This window comes from Gordonia sp. GN26 (assembly GCF_054823965.1).
In genome coordinates, this window is the sequence record NZ_JSYC01000007.1 from 162,062 (window position 1) to 185,048 (window position 22,987).

The 22,987-nt window shown below is 66.5% G+C and carries 23 protein-coding genes and 1 pseudogene; 9 read left to right on the forward strand and 15 right to left on the reverse strand.

The window, feature by feature from the left end:
• Window positions 1-3: 3 nt before the first annotated feature.
• The 5 genes from OK17_RS02230 to OK17_RS02250 form a co-directional block, all read right to left on the reverse strand.
• On the reverse strand, window positions 4-870 hold the full coding sequence (locus OK17_RS02230; RefSeq protein ID WP_006866849.1) for a phosphatidate cytidylyltransferase: 867 nt from the start codon (window positions 868-870) through the stop codon (window positions 4-6).
• Window positions 867-1,424, reverse strand: a complete 558-nt coding sequence (gene frr, locus OK17_RS02235; RefSeq protein WP_232718991.1) for a ribosome recycling factor — start codon at window positions 1,422-1,424, stop codon at window positions 867-869. Before frr ends, OK17_RS02230 begins: the two co-directional genes overlap by 4 nt.
• 83 nt (window positions 1,425-1,507) lie before the next feature.
• On the reverse strand, window positions 1,508-2,263 hold the full coding sequence (gene pyrH, locus OK17_RS02240) for a UMP kinase (protein WP_232718993.1): 756 nt from the start codon (window positions 2,261-2,263) through the stop codon (window positions 1,508-1,510).
• 41 nt (window positions 2,264-2,304) lie between these two features.
• Complete coding sequence (locus OK17_RS02245) at window positions 2,305-3,066, reverse strand: glycosyltransferase family protein (protein WP_461416551.1); 762 nt, start codon at window positions 3,064-3,066, stop codon at window positions 2,305-2,307.
• The gene (locus OK17_RS02250; protein WP_461416552.1) at window positions 3,063-4,088 is read right to left on the reverse strand and encodes an alpha/beta hydrolase; all 1,026 of its coding nucleotides are present in this window, start codon (window positions 4,086-4,088) and stop codon (window positions 3,063-3,065) included. Before OK17_RS02250 ends, OK17_RS02245 begins: the two co-directional genes overlap by 4 nt.
• A gap of 284 nt (window positions 4,089-4,372) precedes the next feature.
• Between OK17_RS02250 and OK17_RS02255 the strand changes: the two genes are divergently transcribed.
• Window positions 4,373-5,794, forward strand: a complete 1,422-nt coding sequence (locus OK17_RS02255; protein WP_461416553.1) for a condensation domain-containing protein — start codon at window positions 4,373-4,375, stop codon at window positions 5,792-5,794.
• Window positions 5,791-7,518 (forward strand): MFS transporter, encoded by a 1,728-nt coding sequence (locus OK17_RS02260; RefSeq protein ID WP_461416554.1) that lies wholly within the window; start codon window positions 5,791-5,793, stop codon window positions 7,516-7,518. Before OK17_RS02255 ends, OK17_RS02260 begins: the two co-directional genes overlap by 4 nt.
• Here the strand turns inward: OK17_RS02260 and tsf are convergent.
• A complete protein-coding gene (tsf, locus tag OK17_RS02265) occupies window positions 7,490-8,314 on the reverse strand; it encodes a translation elongation factor Ts (protein WP_232719000.1) in 825 nt (274 codons plus the stop codon). The genes OK17_RS02260 and tsf overlap by 29 nt on opposite strands.
• Window positions 8,315-8,369: 55 nt before the next feature.
• Window positions 8,370-9,191, reverse strand: a complete 822-nt coding sequence (gene rpsB, locus OK17_RS02270) for a 30S ribosomal protein S2 (protein WP_005198990.1) — start codon at window positions 9,189-9,191, stop codon at window positions 8,370-8,372.
• A 250-nt stretch (window positions 9,192-9,441) separates the two neighbouring features.
• Here rpsB and OK17_RS02275 point away from each other — a divergent pair, with 250 nt between their 5' ends.
• On the forward strand, window positions 9,442-9,987 hold the full coding sequence (locus OK17_RS02275) for a M23 family metallopeptidase (RefSeq protein ID WP_406567069.1): 546 nt from the start codon (window positions 9,442-9,444) through the stop codon (window positions 9,985-9,987).
• Here the strand turns inward: OK17_RS02275 and OK17_RS02280 are convergent, their stop codons facing one another.
• Both OK17_RS02280 and OK17_RS02285 read right to left on the reverse strand, forming a co-directional pair.
• Complete coding sequence (locus OK17_RS02280) at window positions 9,988-10,872, reverse strand: tyrosine recombinase XerC (RefSeq protein ID WP_461416613.1); 885 nt, start codon at window positions 10,870-10,872, stop codon at window positions 9,988-9,990.
• Window positions 10,873-10,951: 79 nt separating this feature from the next.
• Window positions 10,952-11,818 carry a siderophore-interacting protein gene (locus tag OK17_RS02285; protein WP_461416555.1) on the reverse strand — a complete coding sequence of 289 codons (867 nt, stop codon included), beginning with the start codon at window positions 11,816-11,818 and terminating at the stop codon, window positions 10,952-10,954.
• Window positions 11,819-12,000: 182 nt separating this feature from the next.
• On the opposite strand from OK17_RS02285, the gene OK17_RS02290 reads away from it, so the two are divergent.
• Window positions 12,001-12,594: a TetR/AcrR family transcriptional regulator gene (locus tag OK17_RS02290; protein WP_232719003.1), complete on the forward strand. Its 594-nt coding sequence runs from the start codon at window positions 12,001-12,003 to the stop codon at window positions 12,592-12,594.
• Window position 12,595: 1 nt separating this feature from the next.
• Here the strand turns inward: OK17_RS02290 and dprA are convergent, their stop codons facing one another.
• Both dprA and OK17_RS02300 read right to left on the reverse strand, forming a co-directional pair.
• Complete coding sequence (gene dprA, locus OK17_RS02295; RefSeq protein WP_232719161.1) at window positions 12,596-13,708, reverse strand: DNA-processing protein DprA; 1,113 nt, start codon at window positions 13,706-13,708, stop codon at window positions 12,596-12,598.
• 20 nt (window positions 13,709-13,728) lie between these two features.
• Window positions 13,729-15,237: a YifB family Mg chelatase-like AAA ATPase gene (locus OK17_RS02300; RefSeq protein ID WP_232719005.1), complete on the reverse strand. Its 1,509-nt coding sequence runs from the start codon at window positions 15,235-15,237 to the stop codon at window positions 13,729-13,731.
• A gap of 370 nt (window positions 15,238-15,607) precedes the next feature.
• Here OK17_RS02300 and OK17_RS02305 point away from each other — a divergent pair, with 370 nt between their 5' ends.
• The 5 genes and pseudogenes from OK17_RS02305 to OK17_RS02325 all read left to right on the forward strand — a co-directional run bounded on the left by OK17_RS02305 (window position 15,608) and on the right by OK17_RS02325 (window position 20,563).
• Window positions 15,608-17,218: an HNH endonuclease signature motif containing protein gene (locus tag OK17_RS02305; RefSeq protein WP_461416556.1), complete on the forward strand. Its 1,611-nt coding sequence runs from the start codon at window positions 15,608-15,610 to the stop codon at window positions 17,216-17,218.
• A gap of 46 nt (window positions 17,219-17,264) precedes the next feature.
• Window positions 17,265-18,074, forward strand: a complete 810-nt coding sequence (locus OK17_RS02310; RefSeq protein WP_232719007.1) for a hypothetical protein — start codon at window positions 17,265-17,267, stop codon at window positions 18,072-18,074.
• Window positions 18,075-18,314: 240 nt separating this feature from the next.
• Window positions 18,315-18,494 (forward strand): annotated as a pseudogene (locus tag OK17_RS02315) (HNH endonuclease); the annotation flags it as partial.
• Between the two features lie 29 nt (window positions 18,495-18,523).
• The gene (gene bluB, locus OK17_RS02320) at window positions 18,524-19,162 is read left to right on the forward strand and encodes a 5,6-dimethylbenzimidazole synthase (protein ID WP_461416557.1); all 639 of its coding nucleotides are present in this window, start codon (window positions 18,524-18,526) and stop codon (window positions 19,160-19,162) included.
• Window positions 19,163-19,261: 99 nt separating this feature from the next.
• Entirely contained in the window at window positions 19,262-20,563 is a 1,302-nt protein-coding gene (locus OK17_RS02325) for a DUF4185 domain-containing protein (RefSeq protein ID WP_232719009.1), read from the forward strand.
• A 19-nt stretch (window positions 20,564-20,582) separates the two neighbouring features.
• Here OK17_RS02325 and OK17_RS02330 read toward each other — a convergent pair whose 3' ends face one another.
• From OK17_RS02330 to lepB, 4 genes are all read right to left on the reverse strand, one after another.
• Complete coding sequence (locus OK17_RS02330; protein WP_232719011.1) at window positions 20,583-20,975, reverse strand: YraN family protein; 393 nt, start codon at window positions 20,973-20,975, stop codon at window positions 20,583-20,585.
• A 130-nt stretch (window positions 20,976-21,105) separates the two neighbouring features.
• Window positions 21,106-21,417, reverse strand: coding sequence for a DUF2469 domain-containing protein (locus tag OK17_RS02335; RefSeq protein WP_005198978.1), 312 nt, complete (start codon window positions 21,415-21,417; stop codon window positions 21,106-21,108).
• Window positions 21,414-22,100, reverse strand: a complete 687-nt coding sequence (locus OK17_RS02340) for a ribonuclease HII (protein WP_006866820.1) — start codon at window positions 22,098-22,100, stop codon at window positions 21,414-21,416. The genes OK17_RS02335 and OK17_RS02340 overlap by 4 nt, the downstream gene beginning before the upstream one ends.
• 22 nt (window positions 22,101-22,122) lie before the next feature.
• Window positions 22,123-22,974, reverse strand: coding sequence for a signal peptidase I (lepB, locus tag OK17_RS02345; protein ID WP_232719014.1), 852 nt, complete (start codon window positions 22,972-22,974; stop codon window positions 22,123-22,125).
• Window positions 22,975-22,987: the final 13 nt, after the last annotated feature.

Genomic DNA, 22,987 nt, shown 5'->3' on the forward strand with positions numbered 1-22,987 from the left:
CTCCTACAGGAGAGCCGTCAGCACCGCCCACACCACGAACGCGGAGGGCAGGAGGCTGTCGAGGCGATCCATGATGCCGCCGTGGCCCGGCAGCAGTGTGCCCATGTCCTTGATGCCGAGATCGCGCTTGACCTGCGACTCCACCAGGTCGCCGAGTGTTGCGCACACCACCAGCACCGGCCCGAGGATCAGACCGATCCACCAGTGGCTGCCGATCAGGAACGTGATGCAGCAGACCGCACCGATCGTGCCGACGAGCAGCGAGCCGACGAGGCCTTCCCACGACTTCTTGGGGCTGATCGCCGGCGCCATCGGGTGCTTGCCGAACAGCACCCCGGCGGCGTAGCCACCGACGTCGGAGCAGACCACGACCACCATCAGGGTCGCGACGCGGGCCGCACCGTCCTCCTGCGTGACCAGGTGGACACCGAAGGATGCCAGCAACGGCAGCCAGGCCAGCACGAACACCGTGAGGGCTAGGTCTTTGAGATAGTTCTCCGGCGCGTTGGAGATGCCCTGGGCGAGCAACTTCCAGACCATCGACACCAGGACGGTCGCGACGAACGCGACCAGTACGCCCGTGGGCCCGTACGGCCAGCTGACCCAGATGATGGCCTGTCCGCCGATGAGCAGCGGCCAGAACGCGACGTTGTGGCCCGCGGTCTGCAGCCGCTTGGTGACCTCCCAGGTCGCGATCGCGAAGGCGACGGCGACGAGGACGTACCAGAGCATCGGCGCGAACAGCAGGATCAGGATGATGCTGACGCCGAGCGTGCCTCCGACCGCGATGGCGGCCGGGAGGTCACGACCTGCCCGCGACTTCTTCTCCGGGCCGGTCTTGTTCTCGGGGTCGGATGCCTTCTCGCTCACACCTCGAGCAATTCGTCTTCTTTGTGCTTCACCAGTTCGTCGACCTGATGCACATAGGTGGCCGTGGTCTTGTCGAGTTCCTTCTCGGCCCGGGTGACCTCGTCCTCGCCCGCCTCGCCGTCCTTCTGGATGCGCTTGAGCTCGTCGGCGGCCTTGCGGCGCACGTTGCGGATGGCGACCTTCGCGTCCTCACCCTTGCCCTTGGCCTGCTTCACCAGTTCGCGACGACGCTCCTCGGTGAGCTGCGGGATGGCGATGCGGATGATCGTGCCGTCGTTGGTCGGGTTCACGCCGAGGTCGGAGTTGCGGATCGCGGTCTCGATGTCACGGAGCGTCGACGCCTCGTACGGCTTGATGACGACCAGGCGCGGCTCGGGCGTGTTGATCGACGCGACCTGCGTCACCGGGGTCATCGCACCGTAGTACTCGATGTTGATCTTGTTGAACATGGCCGGGTTCGCACGTCCGGTGCGGATGGAGCCCATGTCCTCCTTGGCGACGTTGACCGCCTTCTCCATCTTCTCCTCGGCGTCGAGCAACGCGTCGTCGATCATCTTCGTCCTTGTTCCGTTCGGTAGGGCCTGTGCAGGCCTTGTTCTCGTGCGGGGCCGTGTTGTCGTGCGGTTCGCCGGGGGTACTAGGTGCTCACCAGCGTGCCGATCCGGTCACCGGCCACCGCCCTGGCGATGTTGCCCTGTTGGAGCAAATTGAACACCAAGATCGGCATCTTGTTGTCCATACACAGACTGAAGGCGGTCGCGTCGGCGACCTTGAGCTCCTTGTCGAGGACCTCGCGGTGGGTGATCTCGGTGAACAGCTTGGCGTTCGGATCGGTGCGCGGATCGGCGTCATAGACACCGTCCACGGCCTTGGCCATGAGGACCACCTCGGCCTTGATCTCCAGCGCACGCTGGGCCGCGGTGGTGTCGGTGGAGAAGTACGGCATGCCCATGCCGGCGCCGAAGATCACCACGCGCCCCTTCTCGAGGTGACGCTGGGCGCGCAGCGGCAGGTACGGCTCGGCGACCTGGCCCATGGTGATGGCGGTCTGCACGCGGGTGCTGATGCCGCGCTTCTCCAGGAAGTCTTGCAGGGCAAGGCAATTCATCACGGTACCGAGCATGCCCATGTAGTCCGAGCGGCTGCGGTCGAGGCCACGCTGCTGCAGTTCGGCACCGCGGAAGAAGTTGCCTCCACCGATGACGACGGCCACCTGCACCCCGGAGTTGACGACGTCGGCGATCTGATCGGCCACGGTCGCCACGACGTCCGGGTCCAGACCGACCTCTCCCCCGCCGAACATCTCACCGCCCAGCTTCAACAGGACTCGTTTGAATCCGGCACGCTCGGCTTTCTTGAGATCGGATGGGGTGGGATCGGGCGCTTCGCTCATTCGCTTCCTCACTCGTCGGTTCGGTGAACTATGTTACGTCCTCACCGAATGCGACTCGCGACACGCGTACTCCTGGCCCGGGGCGCCACCGGAAACGTCTGCACACATCGGTAGCCGTCGTCTTCGGGCAGAAACTGGGTCAGCGGAGCCTGCGAGTCCTCGATCCCGAGCCGTTCGAGCAGGGTGACGACGATCTGGCGCGCCACCGGGCCGAGTTCCGCCAGCGGTCGACTCCGCAGTTCCCGGATCCCCAGATCGGCCTGGCCGACGGCATCGATCCCGTGCTCCGCGACGGTGTCGAGGAGGATGCCGATGTCGACGCCGTGGCCGGGTGCGAACGGGATCGACCTCAGCAGGTCCCGGGTTCCGGCGAGGTCTCCGCCGATCGGCGCGATGATCGCCCCGAGTTCGGGACACAACGACGCGATGAGGGGGCGCACCAGCAACTCGGTGACACGACCACCGCCGGTCGGGTCCCGGTGGTATCCCTTGACCAATTGCATGCCCGGCGAGGTGAGGAGTGGGCCGAGCAGTCGGGAGACGTCGGCCGGGTCGGGTTCCACCACGTCGCCGTCGAGGAAGACGACGAGATCGCCGGCGGTGGTCCCGAGCGCCCGCCACAGCACGTCTCCCCGTTCCGCCCGCGGTCCCGGATCGGCGATGACGATCTCGTCCACGAGCGCCCCGACGAGCGGGGCGACCGAGTCGACGACGGCGGCCACGGCCACCTCCCCGTCGAACGCCGGGACCACCACCGAGACGGTGCGGCCGTCCTTGCACCCGACGAGTTCGCCGGGGGTCACCCGGCCAGCGCCGCGCGGAACTGGGGCCAGGCGCGGTGCAGTTCGTCCTGCCAGTACGGCCACGAGTGGGTGCCGCCCTCGTACAGGTGGAAGGTCGCCGGCACCCCGACCTCGCGCATCCGGCGCTGCAGATTACGGGTGCACTCGGCCGTCGCGGTCTCGATCACCGCGCCCACGGCGAGCTGGTCGAAGAGTTTGGAACCGTTGCCGTCGATGCCCGGCCCGTCGATCGTGTCGTAGCGCCCCGGCGCACCGGAACCGTTGGACACATAGATCGACTTCCCACGGAACGACTCCGCGTGGACGAAGGGATCGTTGGCGCGCCAGGCCGGACTCGTCGGCGGCCCCCACATGTTGAGGGTGTTGCCGTGGCCGCGACCCTCGACGACCATGCGCACCACGGCCTGACCCAGCGGGTCACTCGTCTGCGCACATCCGCTGAAAGAACCGAGCGCCTCGTACAGCTCGGGCGCGTGCAGCGAGAGCTGGAACACCGACGTACCGGCCATCGAGATCCCGGCGACCGCATTACGGCCGTTGGCGTCGAGACGACGGTCGATCACGTCGGGGAGTTCCTCGGTGAGGAACGTGGCCCATTTTTGCACCCCGAGCACCGGATCCGGACGCTGCCAATCGGTGAAGTAGCTCGCGGCGCCACCCATGGGGACGACCACGTTGACGTGCTGATCGGCGAAGTACGTGCGGATGTCGGTGCGGTCGAACCAACTGCTACCGCCGTCACCGCCGGCGGCGCCGTTGAGCAGGTACAGCGTGGGAGCGGGCCGATCCCCTTTTGCGGGAAGCACTTTCACGGTCATCGTCTTGCGCATGGCGCTCGACCGGACAGTCAGGTCGATCTCGCCCGCACGCTGCACGCGTTCGGCGACGATCGACGCCGGATTCGGTTCCGCCGCAGCAGAACCCGGCAACCCGATCACCATCGCCAGCACCGACAGCGCGACGAGGCCCACCGCTCCGATGACACGGCGACCGTTCACCCCGGCGACATCCTGTTCGTTCATCCACTCCGCTTTCCTGCAGCACGACCGCTGATGCGAGCCACGTCACATCGATGCGGAGGCAGTCTGCCGGACAAATCGAGCGGTGTCCAATGCGGTCAAATGTCCAGGAATTCAGACTTTTTCACACAAATCAGACACTTTCGCCGGAAAACTGTTCTGGTGAACCGAATCTCGGGTACCGTCCCTGCGATCGTCGAAACTTGTCAGTCAGCCGAATGACAACACTCGTAATCAAATTGCATCGCCCGCAAGTAAATCCCCTTCAGCAAAGAGGTGGTCACACCATGATTAAGTTCGGACTGATCGAGGAGTGGGATCCGCGCCCCGGTCACCTGACGAGTTGGGTGGCCTCACTCGCCTCGGTCACCACGGCGGGCCTGGCGCCCGTCCACCCCGTCCCCGCCTCGCACCAGCAGGAGGAATACCTGAAGGTTGCGTGGCGCAACGAATCTGCCGGTTTCCGGTTCGCCCGGTTGTGCCTCATGGCGTTCGATGTCAACGCCCCGCTGGACGTCGATGCGATGACCACGGCGGTCAATCAGTTCGTCCGGCGCCACGACAGCTTCCGTTCGTGGTTCTCCATGGAGGACGACGGTTCGGTGCTTCGCCACCTCGTGCCGACCGAAGACATCGAGATGGTGCCGGTCGATCACGGAGACCTCGACGCCGAGCGGCTTTGCACGCTCGTACAGGAAGAGACGTCGGGTCCGTTCAATTGGGACTGCTTCACCTTCGGTGCGATCGAATGGGAGGGCGGTTTCACGATCTACGCGGCCGTCGACCACCTCAACACCGACGGCATCTCGCAGGCGTCGACCTGCCTGGAGCTCATGACGCTCTACATGAACGCCGCATTCGACGCGGGCGCCGAATTGCCGCCCGTCGGAAGCTATATCGACTACTGCGCCCGGGAACGCGCCATCTCGCGGCAGCTCACCCGGCACTCACCCCACGTCGAACGGTGGATCGACCTGGTCCGGGCCAACGAGGGCCGGCTGCCGAGTTTCCCGCTCCCCCTCGGCACCGACTCCGAGGGGTACACGCGGAGTGCGCTCATGAACGCGACGGTGTTCGACGAAGCCGCCGCCCAGCGCTTCGAGGACGTCTGTCGTGACCTGGGTTCCAACGTCATCGCCGGGATCATGGCCGTCGCCGCGCTGGTCCACGCCGAATTCACCGGCAAGAGCGACTATTTCGGCATGACGCCGAAGAGCACGCGGTCCGGTGCCGAGGAGATGAACTCGGTGGGCTGGTTCACCAGCCTCATCCCGGTTCCGCTGACGGTCGACGACACGACGTCGTTCCGCAGCCTCGCACCGCAGGCGGCGCAGAGCTACGCCGCCGGGAAAGAGCTGACCGACATCTCGTTCCACCGGGTACTGCAGCTCGCCGAACCCGAGGACGGCCTCGACGTCAAACCGGGCTGGTCGGTGCCGATGGTCTCCTACGTCGACGTGCGCAAACTGCCGGGCGTGGAGATCTTCGAGGCCGGGAACGGTTGTCTCTTCGGCAACCGCGGGAGCAGCGAGGAGGTCTACATGTGGGTGAACCGATTCCCCACCACCACCTCGATCACGTTCCTCTACCCGAACACCGCCATCGCGCAGGAATCGGTGCAGCGCTACGTCGAACGCTTCGTCGACGTCATCAGCGCGGTGGCCGACCAGGGTGACTACTTACCGTCGTTGCCCGCACTCACATCGTGACGGCGGGCCCGGCGTGGCTGGCCCTCGCCGGGTGCCTGCTGGGCGTGTTCATGCAGATGCTGGACACGACCATCGTCAACATCGCGCTGCCCGATCTCACCGTCGACCTCGGGGCATCGACCTCACAGCAGCTCCTGGTGCTGACGGTGTACACACTGTCGTTCGCGTGCACCCTGCTCACCGCGGCCACCCTCGGCGGCCGGTACGGGCGTCGCCGTCTGTTCGTGATCGCGATGGTCGCTTTCACCCTCACCTCGATGTTGTGCGGTCTCGCAACAGATCCCGTGATGCTCATCGTCTTCCGGGGTGCACAGGGTGTCAGTGCCGCCTTGATGTCGGCTCAGACGCTGGCCCTCATCGCCGCCCTGTTCACCAGGGAGCGCCACGGGCTGGTCTTCGGCATCTACGGCGCGGTGGCGGGACTGGCCGCGATCCTCGGTCCCGTCGTCGGCGGGCTGCTGGTGCATGCCGACATCGCCGGATGGGGTTGGCGCACCATCTTCTTCGTCAACCTCCCGCTCGGCGTGCTCGCGTGCGTACTGGCGTGGCGTCGACTCCCGGCCGCGCTCGATCCTGATCCCGACCGGCCGGACATCCTCGGCATGGTGCTCTCGGCCTCCGCACTGTTCCTGCTGCTGTACCCGTTGGCGGTGGGCCGGGAACAGCAGTGGCCGGCCCCGCTGTGGATCATGCTCGGCGCCGCCGGCATCCTGTCGGTCGTCTTCGTCTGGCACCAGAAACGCCTTGCCGCGCAGGGCGGTACACCGCTGCTGCGCATGACGCTCTTCTCCTCGCGCCGGTTCGCGGCCGGACTCGCCATGTCGCTGTTGTTCTTCAGCCTGTTCGCGGGATTCTTCTTCACCGTGTCGATCTCGGCGCAGTTCGGCCTCGGGTACTCGGCACTGGACACCGGGCTCCTCGCGTTGCCGTTCGCCGGCGGTGCCGCCGTCGGGTCGGTCGCGTCACCGTGGGCGGTCGCCCGCATCGGGGCGCCCCGGGTTCTGCTCGGCGGTGTGGTCACCGTCGGGGTGGCGTTCGCGTGGATCGCGCTGACGCTCGACCCGGCATCGGAAATCCTTCCGGTGAGCGCGATCCTGGTTCCCCTGGTCCTCGGCGGGGTGGGTACCGGACTGTTCGTCGCGCCCCTGCAGGCGGTCATCCTCTCCGACACCTCGCCGGATACGGTCGGGTCGGCCAGCGGCACCATCCCCACCGTGCAGCAGATCGGGGCGTCGATCGGCCTGGCGCTGGTGACCATGTTCTTCTTCGGTCAGGTGGCCGGACAGACCGGCACCAGCGTGCCCGCAGTGCGGGCCGAACTCACCGTCGCACTGGAGGATTCGCCGGTGGACCCGATGTTCCGGCCGACCGTCGCCGACCGGTTCGCCTGGTGCGCGTCGGAACAGCTCACCTCACCGCATCCGGAACGACCGGCCCCCGGGTGCGTCGGCACCCCGACGAACAGCGCGGCCGCGGCGATCGCCACCGAGGCGCAGCCCTACACGCAGGAGGCGGCGCAGTCCGTCACCGCCCGCACCTTCCTGGGTGCGTTCCGCACGACGCTGTGGGTGCTCGCCGCACTCGCCATCGGCGTCGGTGGCATCACTTTCATGTTGCGCCGCAACGACAACCGCCCCGCCTCCACGATGGGAGACGGGGCGGTCGAGTCGTCGTCCGGGGAGACCCCGGAAGCGATCAGGCCTGTCCGACCTCGAAGCGGGTGAAGCCCTTGACGGTCACACCGGCCTCGTCGAGCAGAGCCTTGACGGTCTTCTTCGAATCCTGGACCGACGGCTGGTCGAGCAGCACGACGTCCTTGTAGAAGCCGTTGACGCGACCCTCCACGATCTTGGGCAGAGCCTGCTCCGGCTTGCCCTCCTCCTTGGCGGTCTGCTCGGCGATACGACGCTCGTTCTCGACGACGTCCGCGGGGACCTCTTCGCGAGTGGCGTACTTGGCCTTGAGAGCTGCGACCTGCATGGCGGCGCCGCGAGCGGCCTCCTCGGCACCCTCGCCCTCACCGGCGTAGGACACCAGCACGCCGACGGCGGGCGGGAGGTCCGAAGCACGCTTGTGCAGGTACACGGCGACCGGGCCGTCGTAGAAGACGACGCGACGGAGCTCGAGCTTCTCGCCGATCTTGGCCGAGAGCGCGGCGATGGCCTCGTCGACCGTGCCGCTGCCGAGAGCAGCCTTCTTCAGCTCCTCGACATCGTTGGTCTTGGCCTCGGCGGCCGCGGTGACGATGTCATCGGCGAGCTTCTGGAACTCGTCGTTCTTGGCGACGAAGTCGGTCTCGGAGTTGATCTCGATCAGGGCGCCGCCCTTGGCGGCGACCAGGCCCTCGGCGGTGGAGCGCTCAGCGCGCTTGCCCACGTCCTTGGCGCCCTTGATGCGCAGCTCCTCGACGGCCTTGTCGAAATCACCGTCGTTGTTGGCCAGCGCGTTCTTGCAGTCCAGCATTCCAGAACCGGTGAGTTCGCGAAGTCGCTTCACATCGGCTGCGGTGTAGTTCGCCATCGTTGGCGAGCCTCCTTCGAAAGAGTGTGGTGGGACCGAATTGCTGCGGCAGGTGTTACTGGGCAGCCGGTGCGTCGGTGGCTGCTTCGCCACCGGCCGGAGCCGCGGCCTGGGTCAGCAGTTCCTGCTCCCACTCGGCGAGCGGCTCACCTGCGGCTGCTTCCGGCTTGGCGTCGCCACCGGCAGCGCCGGCGCGGGCCTGCAGGCCCTCGGCGACGGCCGAGGCCACGACGCGGGTCAGCAGAGCAGCCGAACGGATGGCGTCGTCGTTACCCGGGATCGGGTAGTCGACGAGGTCGGGGTCGCAGTTGGTGTCCAGGATCGCGATGACCGGGATGTTCAGCTTGCGTGCCTCACCGACGGCGATGTGCTCCTTGTTGGTGTCGACGACCCACACGGCCGAGGGGACCTTGGCCATGTCGCGGATACCGCCGAGCGTGCGCTCGAGCTTGTTCTTCTCGCGGGTCAGCATCAAGATCTCCTTCTTGGTGCGACCCTCGAAGCCACCGGTCTGCTCCATGGTCTCCAGCTCCTTCATGCGCTGGAGACGCTTGTGCACGGTGTTGAAGTTGGTGAGCATGCCGCCGAGCCAACGCTGGTTGACATAAGGCATACCGACGCGGGTGGCCTCAGCGGCGATGGACTCCTGAGCCTGCTTCTTGGTGCCGACGAACAGGATGGTGCCGCCGTGGGCGACGGTCTCCTTGACGAACTCGTAGGCCTTGTCGATGTAGGTCAGCGTCTGCTGCAGATCGATGATGTAGATGCCGTTGCGGTCGGTGAAGATGAATCGCTTCATCTTCGGGTTCCAACGGCGGGTCTGGTGCCCGAAGTGTGCGCCGCTGTCAAGCAGCTGCTTCATGGTCACGACAGCCATGAGATTTCCTTTTGTCGCAGTTGTCTGTCGGCACCGGGTTGGTGTCCGACCCTGGCGCCTGCCGGCGGAATGTCACCCGATTCCGGTGGATGACCGGGTTCGGGACTGCACATTCGGCGTGTTGTCGCAGGCGCGCGAAGTCACCCCATCAACAACCGATGAGGTGCGGACGAGAGTTTACGCGCGTCGACCAGCGAAAACCAAAACGCTCCGGCCCCCTGCCCCGGCGATGGATCCGGATCGCGCTCCGGTGCGTCCAACAGGAGTGCACACCTCGTGTTCCCGCACCGCGTTGGCGGCGTCCTTGTTCCTGGTCATCCTGTGCTCGACACCGTCCCAGGGTAATGCCGCGCCGCATCCCTATTCCGCCCCGCTGTCACCCCGCCCCACCGTCGTGACCGGCTTCGATGCGCCGGAGAAACGGTGGCAACCGGGTCATCGCGGCGTCGACCTCGCGGCCGTGCCCGGTGTCGTGGTCTCCGCGGCCGGTGCGGGCCGGGTGCGGTTCGCGGGTCGGGTGGCTGGTCGTCCGGTCGTCTCGGTGCAACACCCGGACGGACTGATCACGACCTACGAGCCCGTCGAGGCGACCGTCGACGAGGGCGCCCATGTGTACCGCGGCGAGCCGATCGGCACGCTCGTCGCCGGGCATCGGCATCCGGGATGTCCGACCCCCGCGTGTCTGCACTGGGGCGCTCGGCGCGGGGCGGGACGCGAGGCCGAGTACCTGAATCCCCTGGGTCTGCTCGGGGCCGTGCGGGTCCGGCTCAAGCCGCTCGGCCCGGAGCCGCCGTGATCACGCTCGAGGGTGCGCCTGACGGTGCACCGCGCGGAGGCGTTCGACGCTCACATGGGTGTAGATCTGCGTCGTCGCCAGCGAGGAGTGCCCGAGTAGTTCCTGTACGACGCGTAGGTCGGCGCCACCTTCGAGGAGGTGTGTCGCGGCGCTGTGGCGGAGTCCGTGCGGTCCCATCGCCGGGCCACCGGCTGCCCGGACCGCCTCCGACACCACCGACCGTGCCATCCGCTGGTCGAGCCTTCCACCGCGCGCGCCGAGGAGCAGCGCCCCTCCGGACGCCTCGGTGGCCAGCGCCGGACGCCCGCGTCGCAGCCAGTTGTCGATGGCCTCGGCCGCGGGTTCGCCGTAGGGCACGGACCGTTCCTTGTCGCCCTTGCCGATCACGCGCAGGATTCGACGCCCTGTGTCGACGTCGTCGATGTCGAGCCCACACAATTCGCCGACGCGAATCCCGCTGGCGTACAACAATTCCAGGATCAACCGGTCCCGGATTGCGATCGGGTCGTCGGGCTCGCGCTCCTGCGCGGTCGCTCCGATCGCGGCGTCGGCCTGTCCGGGTGCGAGGACTGCCGGCAGTGTGCGATGGGCTTTCGGCGCCTTGAGTCGCTGCGACGGGTCGGCGGCCATGATGCCCTCGCGAACCGCCCACGCGCAGAAGGTCTTCGCCGCGGAGACCTGACGCGCGATCGTCGTGCGGGCGGCACCGCGTTGCGTCAGCTCGGCCAGCCAGGCCCGCAGGAGAGCGAGGTCGATGTCCGCCGCAGCCACTCCCCGAGCACCCGCGAACGACAGCAGCGCCCGCGCACCACCGACGTAGGCGCGGATGGTGTGTTCACTGCGACCCTTCTCCAGGCGCAGGTGATCGGCGAAGTCGTCGAGCATGCCCGCCAGCACATCGCGCGGCGGGAGCAGGCGCAACCCCACACGCGGTGCCGTGGCCGGATCGATGCCGACCGCGTGCCTATCGGCCGGCCGGTGCGGCTTCCTCGGCGGCGCGCAGCTCGGCCTTCCAGGTCCGGAAGCCTTCTTCGGTACGGCCGCGGCGCCAATATCCGGAGATCGACGCGTTGGCCGAACTGACCTTGCGTTCCTTGCGGATGTAGCTGCGCAGGTTGTGCATGACGGCCTGTGCCTCACCGTGGATGAAGACATGCGGTTCGCCGTCGAGCCATTCCGTGTTGCGGACGGCCGCGATGAGGGGTGCGTTGTCGCCGGCGACCGAGTCGTCGACCTCGCCGGCCGGTCCGCCGCGGTGGACCCAGACGATCTCCGCACCTGCGGGTGCGATGAGGTCGAGCTCGTCCTCGGGTCCGGCGACCTCGATGAACACCTTGGCGATCGCATCGGCGGGAAGCGACTCGAGGGCGGCGGCCACGGCGGGCAGCCCGGCCTCGTCGGCGGCGAGGAGGTGCCACGGGGCATCCGACTTCGGCCGGTATCCACTGCCCGGACCGATGAACCGCACGGTCTCCCCCGGTTCCACCGATGCGGCCCACGGTCCGGCGATGCCCTCGTCGCCGTGGACGACGAAATCGACGAGGATCTCGCGGGCCTGCGGGTCGACGCGGCGGACGGTGTAGGTGCGCAGGACCGGTTGCTGCTCGGGCGGCATCGTCGACCGGACCTCGGCGAGGTCGAAAGGTTCCGGGTAGGTCACGCCCTCCGGGGCGAAGATGAATTTCACGTACATGTCGGTGTCGGCGTCACCGGATGCACCGACCGCCACCTGGAAGTCGTCGAACCCGTCGCCGCCGAGGTAGAGACGGACGAAGTGCGGGCTGATCTGCTCACGACGGAGCACCGTCATCGTGTTCACGCGCTTGGCCATGGAACCTCCTTGTCGCGTTCACCTTACGCCAATTACTTAGGCGAACCTAAGACGCGGTGCCGGTTTGTCCGAGGATGCCGCCGGAGGGTCCTTGTAAGGTTTTCTCACGATCAAGCGATGTGATCCGAGAGTTCGCAATTCTTCAGATCAGACGTCGCGAGACCCCGACCAGAGGCGATTCCATGCCGGAGCAACCAGTGGAACCCCGATCCGTAGTGGACAACGCTCCCGTCCGCAGCTCGCGTCTGGGCGCCGACGACTGGCTCGACGCCGCTGTGGAGGTCCTGCTCGAGGACGGCATCGAGGGTCTGAAGATCTCCCGACTCAGCGCCCGCCTCGGGGTCACCAAGGGCAGTTTCTACTGGCATTTCACCGACATCGCGACGATGAAGTCCGAGCTCGCCGACCACTGTCGCAAGGGTCAGGCCGCCGCCGTGGCCCGGATGGCGGACCTCGAGGCACTCCCGCCGATCGAGCGCATCGAGGGCATGGCACAGCTCGTGTCGGATCCGCGCAGGTGGCGGATGGAAGCCGCGATGCGACGGTGGGCCGAGACCGACGGGACGATCGCCGACTCGATCTCCGAACTCGACGGCCAGATCTTCCAGATGTCCCATCAGGCGATGCGCGAACTCGGCTTCGACGAGGCCGAGGCCCATGCCCGCGCGACCACGCTGCTCTACGCGGGGATCGGCTTCGTCCACGCGCACGGACGGCTCGGCGAGGCGACGGCCGACGACCTGCGCATCTTCCTCGACATCCTGACGCGGAAGTGAATCATCCGGTGGCCAGTCTCCACTGACCGCCGACGTTTTCCACGAGCCCCTCGATGTCCAACCGTGCCAACGCCGCCCGCACGGCCGGCACCTCGAGTCCTGCCGCGAAGGCGATCTCCTGGATCCCCACGCCACCCCTGGCCGGGATCGCGTCGTGCACGCGCAGCTGCTCGGCGCTGAGGCCATCGGTTCTCTTCCCCCTCCCCCGGCCGATGTCTCCCCCGCCGTCGGGCCGGACGAGGTTCACCGCCGACGCGACATCGGAGACCAGCACCGCCAGCCCGTCGGCGATCATCCGATGGCATCCGACGGAGGTCGCCGACGTCACCGGTCCCGGCACCGCACCGAGTGGCCGACCGAGTTTCCGGGCCCAGGCTGCGGTGTTCGCCGCGCCCGAACGTCTGCCGGCCTCCACGACCACGGTCGCCCCCGACAGTGACGCGACCAGCCGATTGCGGGTGAGGAAGCGATGTTTGGCGGCCGTCGTTCCCGGCGGGTACTCGCTGATGATCGCGCCGGTCCGGGCGATCTCCGCCAGCAGCGCGGAATGCGCTGCCGGATAGTCGCGGTCGATGCCGCAGGCCAACACGGCCGCGGTAACCCCGCCGGCCGCGACAACGGCGCGGTGCGCCGCCCCGTCGATCCCGAAGGCGCCACCGGAGATCACCGCGAAGCCCTCACCCGAAAGCCCCGAGGCCAGCATCTGCGTGACGTGCCCGCCGTACGACGACGCCGCGCGGGACCCGATGAGGGCGACCGAGGCCGCGGCCAGATCGTCGAGCCGGGCGGGACCACGCACCCAGAGGGCCAGTGGCTCGCCGCCGCGTGCGGCGGTGTCGGCCTGACCGAGGGCGAGGAGCGACCAGGCCGGCCACTCGGGATCGGATCGGGTGACCAGCCGTGCACCGATCGCGGCGGCGGTGTCAAGGTCGGTCGTTGCGCAGTCTGACTCGTATCGAGCTGCAGTCGCGGCCAGCACAGGTTCGTGACCGTCCGGCACACGGCGTTCACGGATCGCCGATGCCGCGTCGACCGGACCGACCTGGTCCACCAGGGCGATCACCTCCGCACACGGCGGCTCGGCCACGCGCGCCAGGTACGCCCACGCCGTCATCTCCGCCGGATACTTCCCGCTCACCACGTTGCTCCTCGGTCTCGGTACAGAAGTGCCTGTGCGACATCGTCTTCGACGGGCCGGTCGGTGCCGCGTAGATCGCTGAGGGTCCAGGCGAGCCGCAGCGCACGGTCGGCACCGCGGGCAGTCACGCGCCCGTCCCGGAGGAACAGTTCGATGGGTCGCAGGACGTCGGGCGGCAGCCGGAACTTCTGACGTAGCGCGGCTCCCGGAACCTCGGCGTTGGTCCGCCAGCCGAATTCGGACCATCGCTCGACCGCGGCCGCCCGCGCCGCGGTGACCCGTGCACGGACCTCGGCACTCGATTCCCCCGTCCCGCTCATCAGCGCGGCGTTGCCCGGCGGGTCCATGCGGACACGGATGTCGACCCGGTCCAGCAGTGGCCCCGACAACTTGCCGAGGTACCGACGTCGCACGACAGCGGTGCACACGCAGTCGACGTCGTGTGCGGGTGCGCATGGGCACGGGTTCGCCGCGAGGATGAGCTGGAACCGCGCCGGGTACGTCGCGACGCCATCCCGCCGCGGCACCCGCACCTCGCCGTCTTCGAGCGGTTCCCGCAGGGATTCCAGCACTTTCGCGCTCATCTCGGCGCATTCGTCGAGGAACAGGACACCGCGGTGCGCCTTGGAGACCGCGCCCGGCCGGGCGAAGCCGGTACCACCGCCGAGCAGCGCTGTCGTCGACGAACTGTGGTGCGGTGCGACGAACGGCGGCTCGGTGATCAGCGGGCGTCCCGGTGACAGCTCCCCCACGAGCGAGTGGATCGCCGTCACCTCGAGGGAGTCCTCGACACCCAGTGGCGGCAGGATGCCTGGTAGGCGTCGCGCGAGCATCGTCTTCCCGATACCCGGTGACCCGGTCATGAGAACGTGATGTGCTCCGGCCGCGGCGATCTCGAGTGCGTGCCTGGCCTCGTGCTGCCCCACGACGTCGGCCATGTCCGGAATCGGTGGCGGCTTCGTGGTCGTCGTCCGGTGGAAGTTGTCGAGTACGCGATCGCCCTCCAGCCAGGCGACCACGTCTTCGAGGTTCGTCGCACCACCGACGTCCATGCCCTCGACCAGGGTCGCCTCGGTCACCGTCTCGATCGGGACCACCGCACGCCGATAACCCGCCTGCCGCGCGGCGATCACCGCCGGCAGCACTCCCCGGACCGGCCGGACGGTGCCGTCGAGGCCGAGTTCGCCGAGGAAGATCGTCGACGTCAGCTTCTCCGACGACACCTGTTCGGTCGCAGCCAGAATCGCGACCGCCATGGCCAGGTCGAAACCCGAACCGACCTTCGGCATGTCCGCCGGCGAGAGCGCCACCGTCACCTTCAGGTCGGGGAACTTGAACCCCGAGTTCTTGACCGCCGCCCGCACCCGGTCGCGCGCCTCGCGCACCGACGGATCGGGGTTACCGGTCACCGCGAAGCCGGGCAGCCCTGATCCGACGCTCGCCTGAACGTCGACAACTCGTGCGGCAAAGGCATTGAGCCCCACCGACTGTGTTTGCCCCAACATGGAGCACAGTCTGTCGAAAGATCACGCCGGCGAACCGGCCCGCAGTCTCCCGACGAGCGATCTGTGGATCACCTCTCCGATATCCACATCACCGGCTTGATCGGCAGTCCTGCACACCTTCGGTGTCGAAGGACTTCTCCGAAACGAAGTCGCGGCCAACCTTCTTGCGGCGCATCTGTGTAGCGAGATGATGCCTGTGGATGACGGTCCGGGTTTGTCGGTGGTCGGGTCTACATTGGTTGTCAGTAGGTGAGCCGATCGATCGGGTCGGCGCCGCAACACTTCTGGGGGCAGGGTGTCGGGGAATCGGATCGATCTACCGGGCGGGTCTCTCGCCGGGATCGATCCTGCCCACCCTTATGAAGCCGACATGTACTCCCTCATGGACGAACTCAAGGCGTCTCAGCGTCGCGAATCCCACGAACACTGGGCCCGATACAAGACGGTGCACGCGATCGCCGAACGCTGCATGAGCACCCGCAACACCTTCGACGGCGGGATCGTTGTCACCGGTGAGGCCGAGTGCGTCCAGCGGGTGTCGCGCCAATTGTCTTTGACACGACGCCAAGCCGAGATCCTCATCGGCGAAACCATCACCCTGCACGAGAACCTCCCCGAGGTACTGGACACCCTGCGCGACGGGATCACCACCCGTTGGCAGCTGCAGGTGATCGTGTCCCGCACGGCGCTCGTCCCGCCGGACTCATCGATCACTCCCACCCTCGACGCCGAGATCGCCGCCACCCTCCGCAACAAGAAGGGCTCTTGGACGCGAGCCCGGCTGCGCGACATGGTCGACCGCCTGGTGTTCCGTCACGACCCAGACCTGGTCCGCGAACGCCGGAGAGAAGCGCTCGACAACCGCGGGATGTATACCCACACCCTCGACGACGGCACCGCCGAGATCACCGGGGTGATGGCCGCGGAGAACGTGCGTATCGCCGCCAAGGCCGTTCGCGTGCTGGCGGATTCAGTGTGCAAGCACGACGGTCGCACCGTCGGACAACGCAACTCCGACGCCATGTTCGCCCTCCTGACCGGCACTCTGTTCGAATGCTGCTGCGATCGTGACAACTGCACGGCCGAGGTTCCCGAACCCGGAGCGGCGGTCGCATCGGTGCGCAGCGAGATCGTCATCCACGTCGTCACCGATGCCGCGACACTGGCCGGCGCACCCGGGATCGGCTGGATCGACGGGCACGGCGTCATCTCCGACGAGCACGTCCGCGACCTCGCCCACCGACCCGACGCCACCATCAAACCCATGACTCCGGTCCGCACAGCACCCACACGAGTTGGGGCCGAAACACCCTCGCCGGCAGGCGAGCACGACGAGCGTGACGCACAGGACCGCGAAGCCAGACGCCCGCAACCCGCAGCCGCACCGATCGCTGAGCCGACCGCGCCGAACGTTACCGAAGCAACGTCATCGGATGTGGTGGTCGTCTATCCCGGTTCCCAGCCGTCCGACCCGTACCGCCCGACCACCGCCTGTGCCGACTTCGTCCGCATCCGCGACGGCTACTGCACCGAACCAGGGTGCGAGCAGTCCTCTTTCACTTGCGACCTCGACCACGTCACCGAGTTCGACCGTCAACGCCCGACCCGCGGTGGACTCACCTCCAGTGAGAACCTCAACGCCAAATGCCGCTTAGGGCATCTGCACAAGACCTTCGGCGACTGGATCGACGTCCAGTACCGCGACGACGACGGCCGCCTGGTCACCGAGTACGTCACCCCAGAGGGCTACCGCATCCGCGGTGACGCCGAAACCCTCGAAGATCTGTTCCCCAACCTGCGCCGTATCCGCTTCGAGCAACCTGCCCAAGCCCCACCCACACCGCGGGTGATCTCGGGCGACGACCCTCGCCCCACACGAAACCGGCTGGCAGACAAACACGCCAGACGGCGAGCCGAACGCGCCCGCAACCGGCGAGAACGCGAACGCCTGGAAGTCGAGGACGGCCCGGCACCGTTCTGACCGATCCATGCGCACACCCGACCGGTCGGAGTGCTACAACGATCCGGTGACTGAACCTGAAGAAGACTTCACCGTGCCGCAGGCGGCGCTCATCGTGTCAGTAGGTGGCGTCGTCCTGGGGACCATTCCATTCGTTCTGATCTGGGGCTTTCTCCACGGATGGGGTCAAGGTCAGTGGGGTCCGGTTGCCGCCTGGCTTTCAGGCTTACTCACCGTCTTCGCGGTTGTAGTCGCGCTTTACCAGACACTCTTAGCGCGGCAAGAGGCCGAAGCAACAAGAGCGAACGCAGCCGAAGAGATGCGACTTGTCGAAGAGCGACATACTCGACAGCTCGCCCAGGCCGAAGCGTCCATGGATGCTTCTCGTACGTTCCATATCGAACAGTTGGCAGTGACGCAACACAACCGTGAGGTCGATGCCGTTAAGTCGATCGCCAAGAACATCACGAAGGCGAATGCGCAGACGAGTATTTATACGTTCGATTACCTCGACGAGCTGGCTGAGAACAATGGAGAGCTTGCGGACTCCGGCCTCGTCCGGCTCACGAACTTCTTGACTCAGTTCGAGTATTACCGAACCGTTGCGACCGTTGCGATGGCCGACATCCGCGACAAAGAGATCGCACGCGAAGCACTCAGATCCCTCAGTGCAGCTGTCGCCGCGGCGACAGCTGTACGAGCTGCGGTAGAAGCAGGCACGGACCCGAAGAATTTCTTAGGTATCGAGAAAACCGCTGAGAAGGCTCGCAACACGAATAACGAGTTTCAGATGTTCGCGCTTCGCAAGCTCTCGCCCAATGGTCCTCCTCTGAAGGAGACCCAGGGACCCCGTACCGCCGCTGTAGACGAAAGCTAGCTAAGACTCGTATGAGTAGTGCGTCGATCAGCTGCAGAATTCCTCGTCAAAGACGTCGGCATGTCGGCAAACGACCCGCCGGCACCGCCGATGCTCCCGTCCTGCACCTCGCTCGTGCCAGCGGAATTGTCGATTAGCTCCGACCCTCGACGCCGAGATCGCGCTGCTACTCTCCGGGTCCGGGGAAGGCCCTTGGACACGAACACGGCGACGCGGCGCCGATCGCGTGATGTTCCGCCCCGACCCCGCTTCGAACAAGCCGCCCAAGCCCCACCCGCACCGCGGGTGATCTCGGGCGACGACCCTCGCCCCACACGAAACCGGCTGGCAGACAAACACGCCAGACGGCGAGCCGAACGCGCACGAAACAAGCGGGAACGCGAGCGTCTGCAGGTAGAGGACGGACCCGCGCCGATCTGATCGATCGCCGTCGCTAAGCTCGACAACCGATGAGTGACGGAATTTTCGACGACGCGTTCGTCGACGACCTGAACCGACTCTTCCGTTGGCGACGGGATGTCCGTCGGTTCAGTCGCGAACCGCTCCAGCCGCATCTTCTCCCCGAGCTCATCGCGGCCGCGGAGCTCTCGCCGTCCGTCGGAAACAGTCAGCCCTGGCGGTGGGTCGAGGTGCAGACCAAGGCGGCACGAGAGGCTGTGCGGGACAGTTTCGTCCGCTGCAACGCCGAAGCGCTCGACGGTTACACCGGCGAACGCGCACAACTGTATTCGTCACTCAAGCTCGCCGGCCTCGACGACGCACCGGTCCACCTCGCCGTGTTCTGCGAACCCGATGCCGAACAAGGCCACGGCCTGGGTCGCCAAACCGTGCCGGAGACACTCGAGTACTCGGTCGTCACGGCCATCACCACCCTGTGGCTGGCCGCCCGGGCCCGCGGCGTCGGGATCGGTTGGGTGTCCATTCTCGAACCGAACGAGGTGGCCGCCGCACTCGCGGTCCCACCCACCTGGAAACTCGTGGCCTACCTCTGCGTCGGTTATCCCGAACGCGAGAACGACGTACCCGAACTCGAACGTGTCGGCTGGCAGTCACGCACCGAGTCGGAAAAACGCCACCTTATCCGCTGACACCGGATCGTGACCGATCTCGGGGCCTTCCGTGACACAACTCTAGTAACAATAGTCACGTCCATAACTTCAGTAACACCTGTCACACGGAGGTCTTGAGTGCCCAGCCGTTTCACCAAAGGTGTCCGACTGGCGCTGGCGGGAGCCTTCGCAATCGGTACCTCCGCGATCGTCCTGACCGCCGGTACCGGCATCGCAGAAGCCGCGCCGTGCGGTAACTCCGGCGCCGGTTCGAGTCTTCTCGGCACCGGTTCGTCGGGTAGCTCCAATGCCCCCGCAGCCGGACCCCAGGGCCCGTTGCCCGTCTACAACGGGAACATCTCCAAGGTTCTCAGCTGGGTCACGGGTCCGCGCAGCAACAACGACACCTTCGATCGCTTCGGCATCAGCGGCACCGACCTCGGGATCGCCTGGGACAACGGCCGCGGGCAGACGTTGATGGCGTTCGGCGACACCTTTGGCAACTGCGATGTCGCCGGCCAGGAATGGCGGCACAACGTCCTGCTGCGGACGAACGACGACGACTTCAGCGACGGGAAGATCACCATCCCGAACGGTGTCGCCGGCGACCAGAACTCGGGAACCGTGATCAGGGGCCGGGCGAACTACGCCGAGGAACTCATTCCGTCGCTGGGCATCTCGAACATCGAGGTCACCACGATCCCCACCGCGGCGATCTCGCTCCCGCACGGCACCGGGTTCCGGCAGTACATCAACTACATGTCGGTGCGGTCCTGGGGTTCGGCCGGCAACTGGATCACCAACTACTCGGGTATCGCCTACTCCGACAACAACGGTCAGACGTGGGAGAGCGACCCCGACACCATCCTCATCAACGCTCCGATCGACCTCGAGCTCCCCGGCAACCTGCGCGCGATCGACGTCAACAACGGCAAGTTCCAGCAGAACGCATACATGCGTGGGCGCCCGGGTACCGACGAAGAGGACTACATCTACCAGTTCGGTACGCCCAACGGCCGTTTCGGCGCTGCATTCCTGGCGCGGTTCAAGCCGGAGGACATCCTCGACCTCGGTAAGTACCAGTACTGGTCCGGCGAGCGCATCGGATGGGTCGACAGCATCAGCGACATCCACGACACCGAAGGCGTCGTCGCCCGACAACCGGTCAGTGAACTGTCCGTCGCCTGGAGTCCGTACCTGAACAAATACATCATGCTCGACGGCGACAACGGCATCCGGCTCCGCACCGCAGACCATCCGGAAGGCCCGTGGAGCTCGCCGCGCAACATCGTGTCCCCCGGCAACCCGGTGGTCTACGGACCGATGATGCTGCCGAGCTCGCCGGCACTGACGGGCACCGGAAAAGAGCTGTACTTCAACGCTTCACGCTGGAGCGACTACAACGTGATGCTGATTCGCTCGGACCTCGGCAAGCTGTAGTCCCGGGCTCGAAGACCACTCACTCGTGGACTCCGCGGTGGTGCCTCACGTGCGCCGCCGCGGGGTCTTCCGGGGTGAACCCGTCCAATTGCACGCTGATGACGTCGAACCGGATCTGGCGCCAGCGGCGTTCCTGGGCCGCGAGCCACGTACGGGCCAGTCGGCGCATCCGGGCGAGCTTGTCCGGGGTCACGGCCATCACCGCGTCGTCGAAGGTGCGGCTGGCCCGAGTCTTCACCTCGACGACCACCAGCGTGGGCCCGGCGGGGCCACGGGGGTCGACGGCGATCAGGTCGAGCTCGCCATATCGGTTGCGCCAGTTGCGTTCCAGCACAACCCACCCCAGTGAACCGACGAAGTCGGCGGCGATGTCCTCCCCCAGCTTGCCCACGTGCGCACGACGGTTGCTCATGCTCTGAAGGGTCCCCGAACACGACTCGGCCGCGGCGCGAGTACACCCGCCGCGGCCGAATCTGTGGAGAACTACCGACTCACCAACATCGCGTCGTCGACGCCTCGGGGTACGTTCACCCCATGAGAGTTCAGGGCTCGTCGGGAAGCCGCAGTTCCGGCTTCTCGAGCTCCTCGATGTTGACGTCCTTGAACGTGATGACGCGAACCTGCTTGACGAAGCGCGCCGGCCGGTACATGTCCCAGACCCAGGCGTCGCTCATCCGGAGTTCGAAATACACCTCGCCGTCGGTGTTGCGGGGAATCATCTCGACCGCGTTGGCAAGGTAGAAGCGCCGCTCGGTCTCCACCACGTAGGTGAACTGGCCGACAATGTCCTTGTACTCGCGGTACAGAGAGAGTTCCATCTCGGTTTCGTACTTTTCGAGATCCTCAGCACTCATCCTGTAAGCCTATCCCTGTTGTCGTTTGCGCTGGAGACCACTCGTGCCGCGACGTTCCGGTACGACATGCGGTGTTGTGGTGACGGTCCCGCCGCATCGATGCGGGACATGTGAAGAGCTGTGCTGTATCCCTTGTGGATCGCGAAATCGTACCCGGGCAGGTCGGCGTCCATCGCGACCATGATCCGATCCCGCGTCACTTTCGCGATGATGCTCGCGGCCGCGATGCAGGCCGCGGCCCCGTCTCCGCCGATCACCGGCAGCGACGGCGCGGTCAGGCCGGGAACCACGAACCCGTCGGACAGCACGTATCCGGGGGTCACGTCGAGTGCCGCGACCGCCCGGCGCATGCCCTCGATGTTCGCAACGTGGATGCCGATCCGGTCGATCTCCGCCGCGTCGATGATCACCGCGCTCCATGCGTGTGCGTACCGGGTCACCGATCGGTACAGCGTCTCGCGGGTCTTCTCGGTGAGCCGCTTGGAGTCGTCGAGGTCGGCGAGCGAGGCCAGCTGCGTCGGTTTCAGCACGCACGCCGCGACCACCAGCGGCCCGGCGCACGCACCGCGACCGGCCTCGTCGACCCCGGCGACAGGGCCGAGGCCCTGCCGGTAGAGCGCGAATTCGAAGGTCCGCAGTCCGGCTGCACGGCGGACGGGCGAACGCGGTGGCCAGCGGCTCATGGTGTGCGCAATCCCCACATGGTCATTGCTGGGGATTGATCGAACCGACACCACCGATCCGCGAGAAGGGATAGATGATGGTTCGGACCTTGCCGCGGATGTCGCTCACCGGAACGGTGCCCTGGTACTGATCGTCGACGTGGTAGCGCGAGTCCTGCGAGTTGAGGCGGTTGTCGCCCATCACCCACACGTTGCCCTCCGGGACCTTGATCGGACCGAAGTCCGGACCCAGACACGGCGGCAGCTTGTCGCTGACACCGGAGTCGGGTCCGTAGGCCGCGAGGGTCTCGCGCTGCAACTCCATGTTGATGTACGGCTCGCGCAGCGGCTTGCCGTCGACCTTTACGCCGACACCCTCGTCGTTGCGGCACTCGATGGTCTGTCCGCCGGTCGCGATCACACGCTTGACGAGATTGTTCTCGTCGGGCGGGGCGAAACCGAACCACGACAGCGCATCCTGCGCCTTGTGCATGACCGGGTTCGTCGAGCGCGGCGACACCCAGGCGCCGTTCCACGACTCCGACGGACCCTTGAAGACCACGACGTCACCGGGCTCCGGATCACCGAAGCGGTAGACCATCTTGTCGATCACGATGCGATCGTTGGTGCACCCGTCACAACCGATCAGAGTCGACTCCATCGACTCCGACGGGATGACGTACTGCCGGCCGATGAAGGTCTGCAGTACCCAGGTGAGGAGCAGGACGCACCCCACGATGATCACGACCTCGCGTAAGAGCGAGCCGGAGCCCGACTTGCTCTTGCCGTCCGCGGTCTCGTCCGGATCGGACTTCAACCGCCAAGGACGCTTCTCACCGTCGTTGCCGTCGGTGTCAAGGTCGCGATCGTCGCTGGGTCGCTGTGTGTCGGCCACCTCGTCAGGGTAG

Coding starts and splice junctions, on each gene's coding strand:
- OK17_RS02280 (WP_461416613.1), bottom strand. CDS start 10,872: ATGCTCGACGACTTCGCCGATCACCTGCGCCTGGAGAAGGGTCGCAGT.
- tsf (WP_232719000.1), bottom strand. CDS start 8,314: ATGGCGAACTACACCGCAGCCGATGTGAAGCGACTTCGCGAACTCACC.
- dprA (WP_232719161.1), bottom strand. CDS start 13,708: ATGACGGCGTGGGCGTACCTGGCGCGCGTGGCCGAGCCGCCGTGTGCG.
- OK17_RS02250 (WP_461416552.1), bottom strand. CDS start 4,088: ATGAACGAACAGGATGTCGCCGGGGTGAACGGTCGCCGTGTCATCGGA.
- OK17_RS02330 (WP_232719011.1), bottom strand. CDS start 20,975: ATGAGCAACCGTCGTGCGCACGTGGGCAAGCTGGGGGAGGACATCGCC.
- OK17_RS02255 (WP_461416553.1), top strand. CDS start 4,373: ATGATTAAGTTCGGACTGATCGAGGAGTGGGATCCGCGCCCCGGTCAC.
- OK17_RS02305 (WP_461416556.1), top strand. CDS start 15,608: ATGTACTCCCTCATGGACGAACTCAAGGCGTCTCAGCGTCGCGAATCC.
- OK17_RS02290 (WP_232719003.1), top strand. CDS start 12,001: ATGCCGGAGCAACCAGTGGAACCCCGATCCGTAGTGGACAACGCTCCC.
- rpsB (WP_005198990.1), bottom strand. CDS start 9,191: ATGGCTGTCGTGACCATGAAGCAGCTGCTTGACAGCGGCGCACACTTC.
- OK17_RS02285 (WP_461416555.1), bottom strand. CDS start 11,818: ATGGCCAAGCGCGTGAACACGATGACGGTGCTCCGTCGTGAGCAGATC.
- OK17_RS02335 (WP_005198978.1), bottom strand. CDS start 21,417: ATGAGTGCTGAGGATCTCGAAAAGTACGAAACCGAGATGGAACTCTCT.
- frr (WP_232718991.1), bottom strand. CDS start 1,424: ATGATCGACGACGCGTTGCTCGACGCCGAGGAGAAGATGGAGAAGGCG.
- bluB (WP_461416557.1), top strand. CDS start 18,524: ATGAGTGACGGAATTTTCGACGACGCGTTCGTCGACGACCTGAACCGA.
- pyrH (WP_232718993.1), bottom strand. CDS start 2,263: ATGAGCGAAGCGCCCGATCCCACCCCATCCGATCTCAAGAAAGCCGAG.
- OK17_RS02340 (WP_006866820.1), bottom strand. CDS start 22,100: ATGAGCCGCTGGCCACCGCGTTCGCCCGTCCGCCGTGCAGCCGGACTG.
- OK17_RS02300 (WP_232719005.1), bottom strand. CDS start 15,237: ATGTTGGGGCAAACACAGTCGGTGGGGCTCAATGCCTTTGCCGCACGA.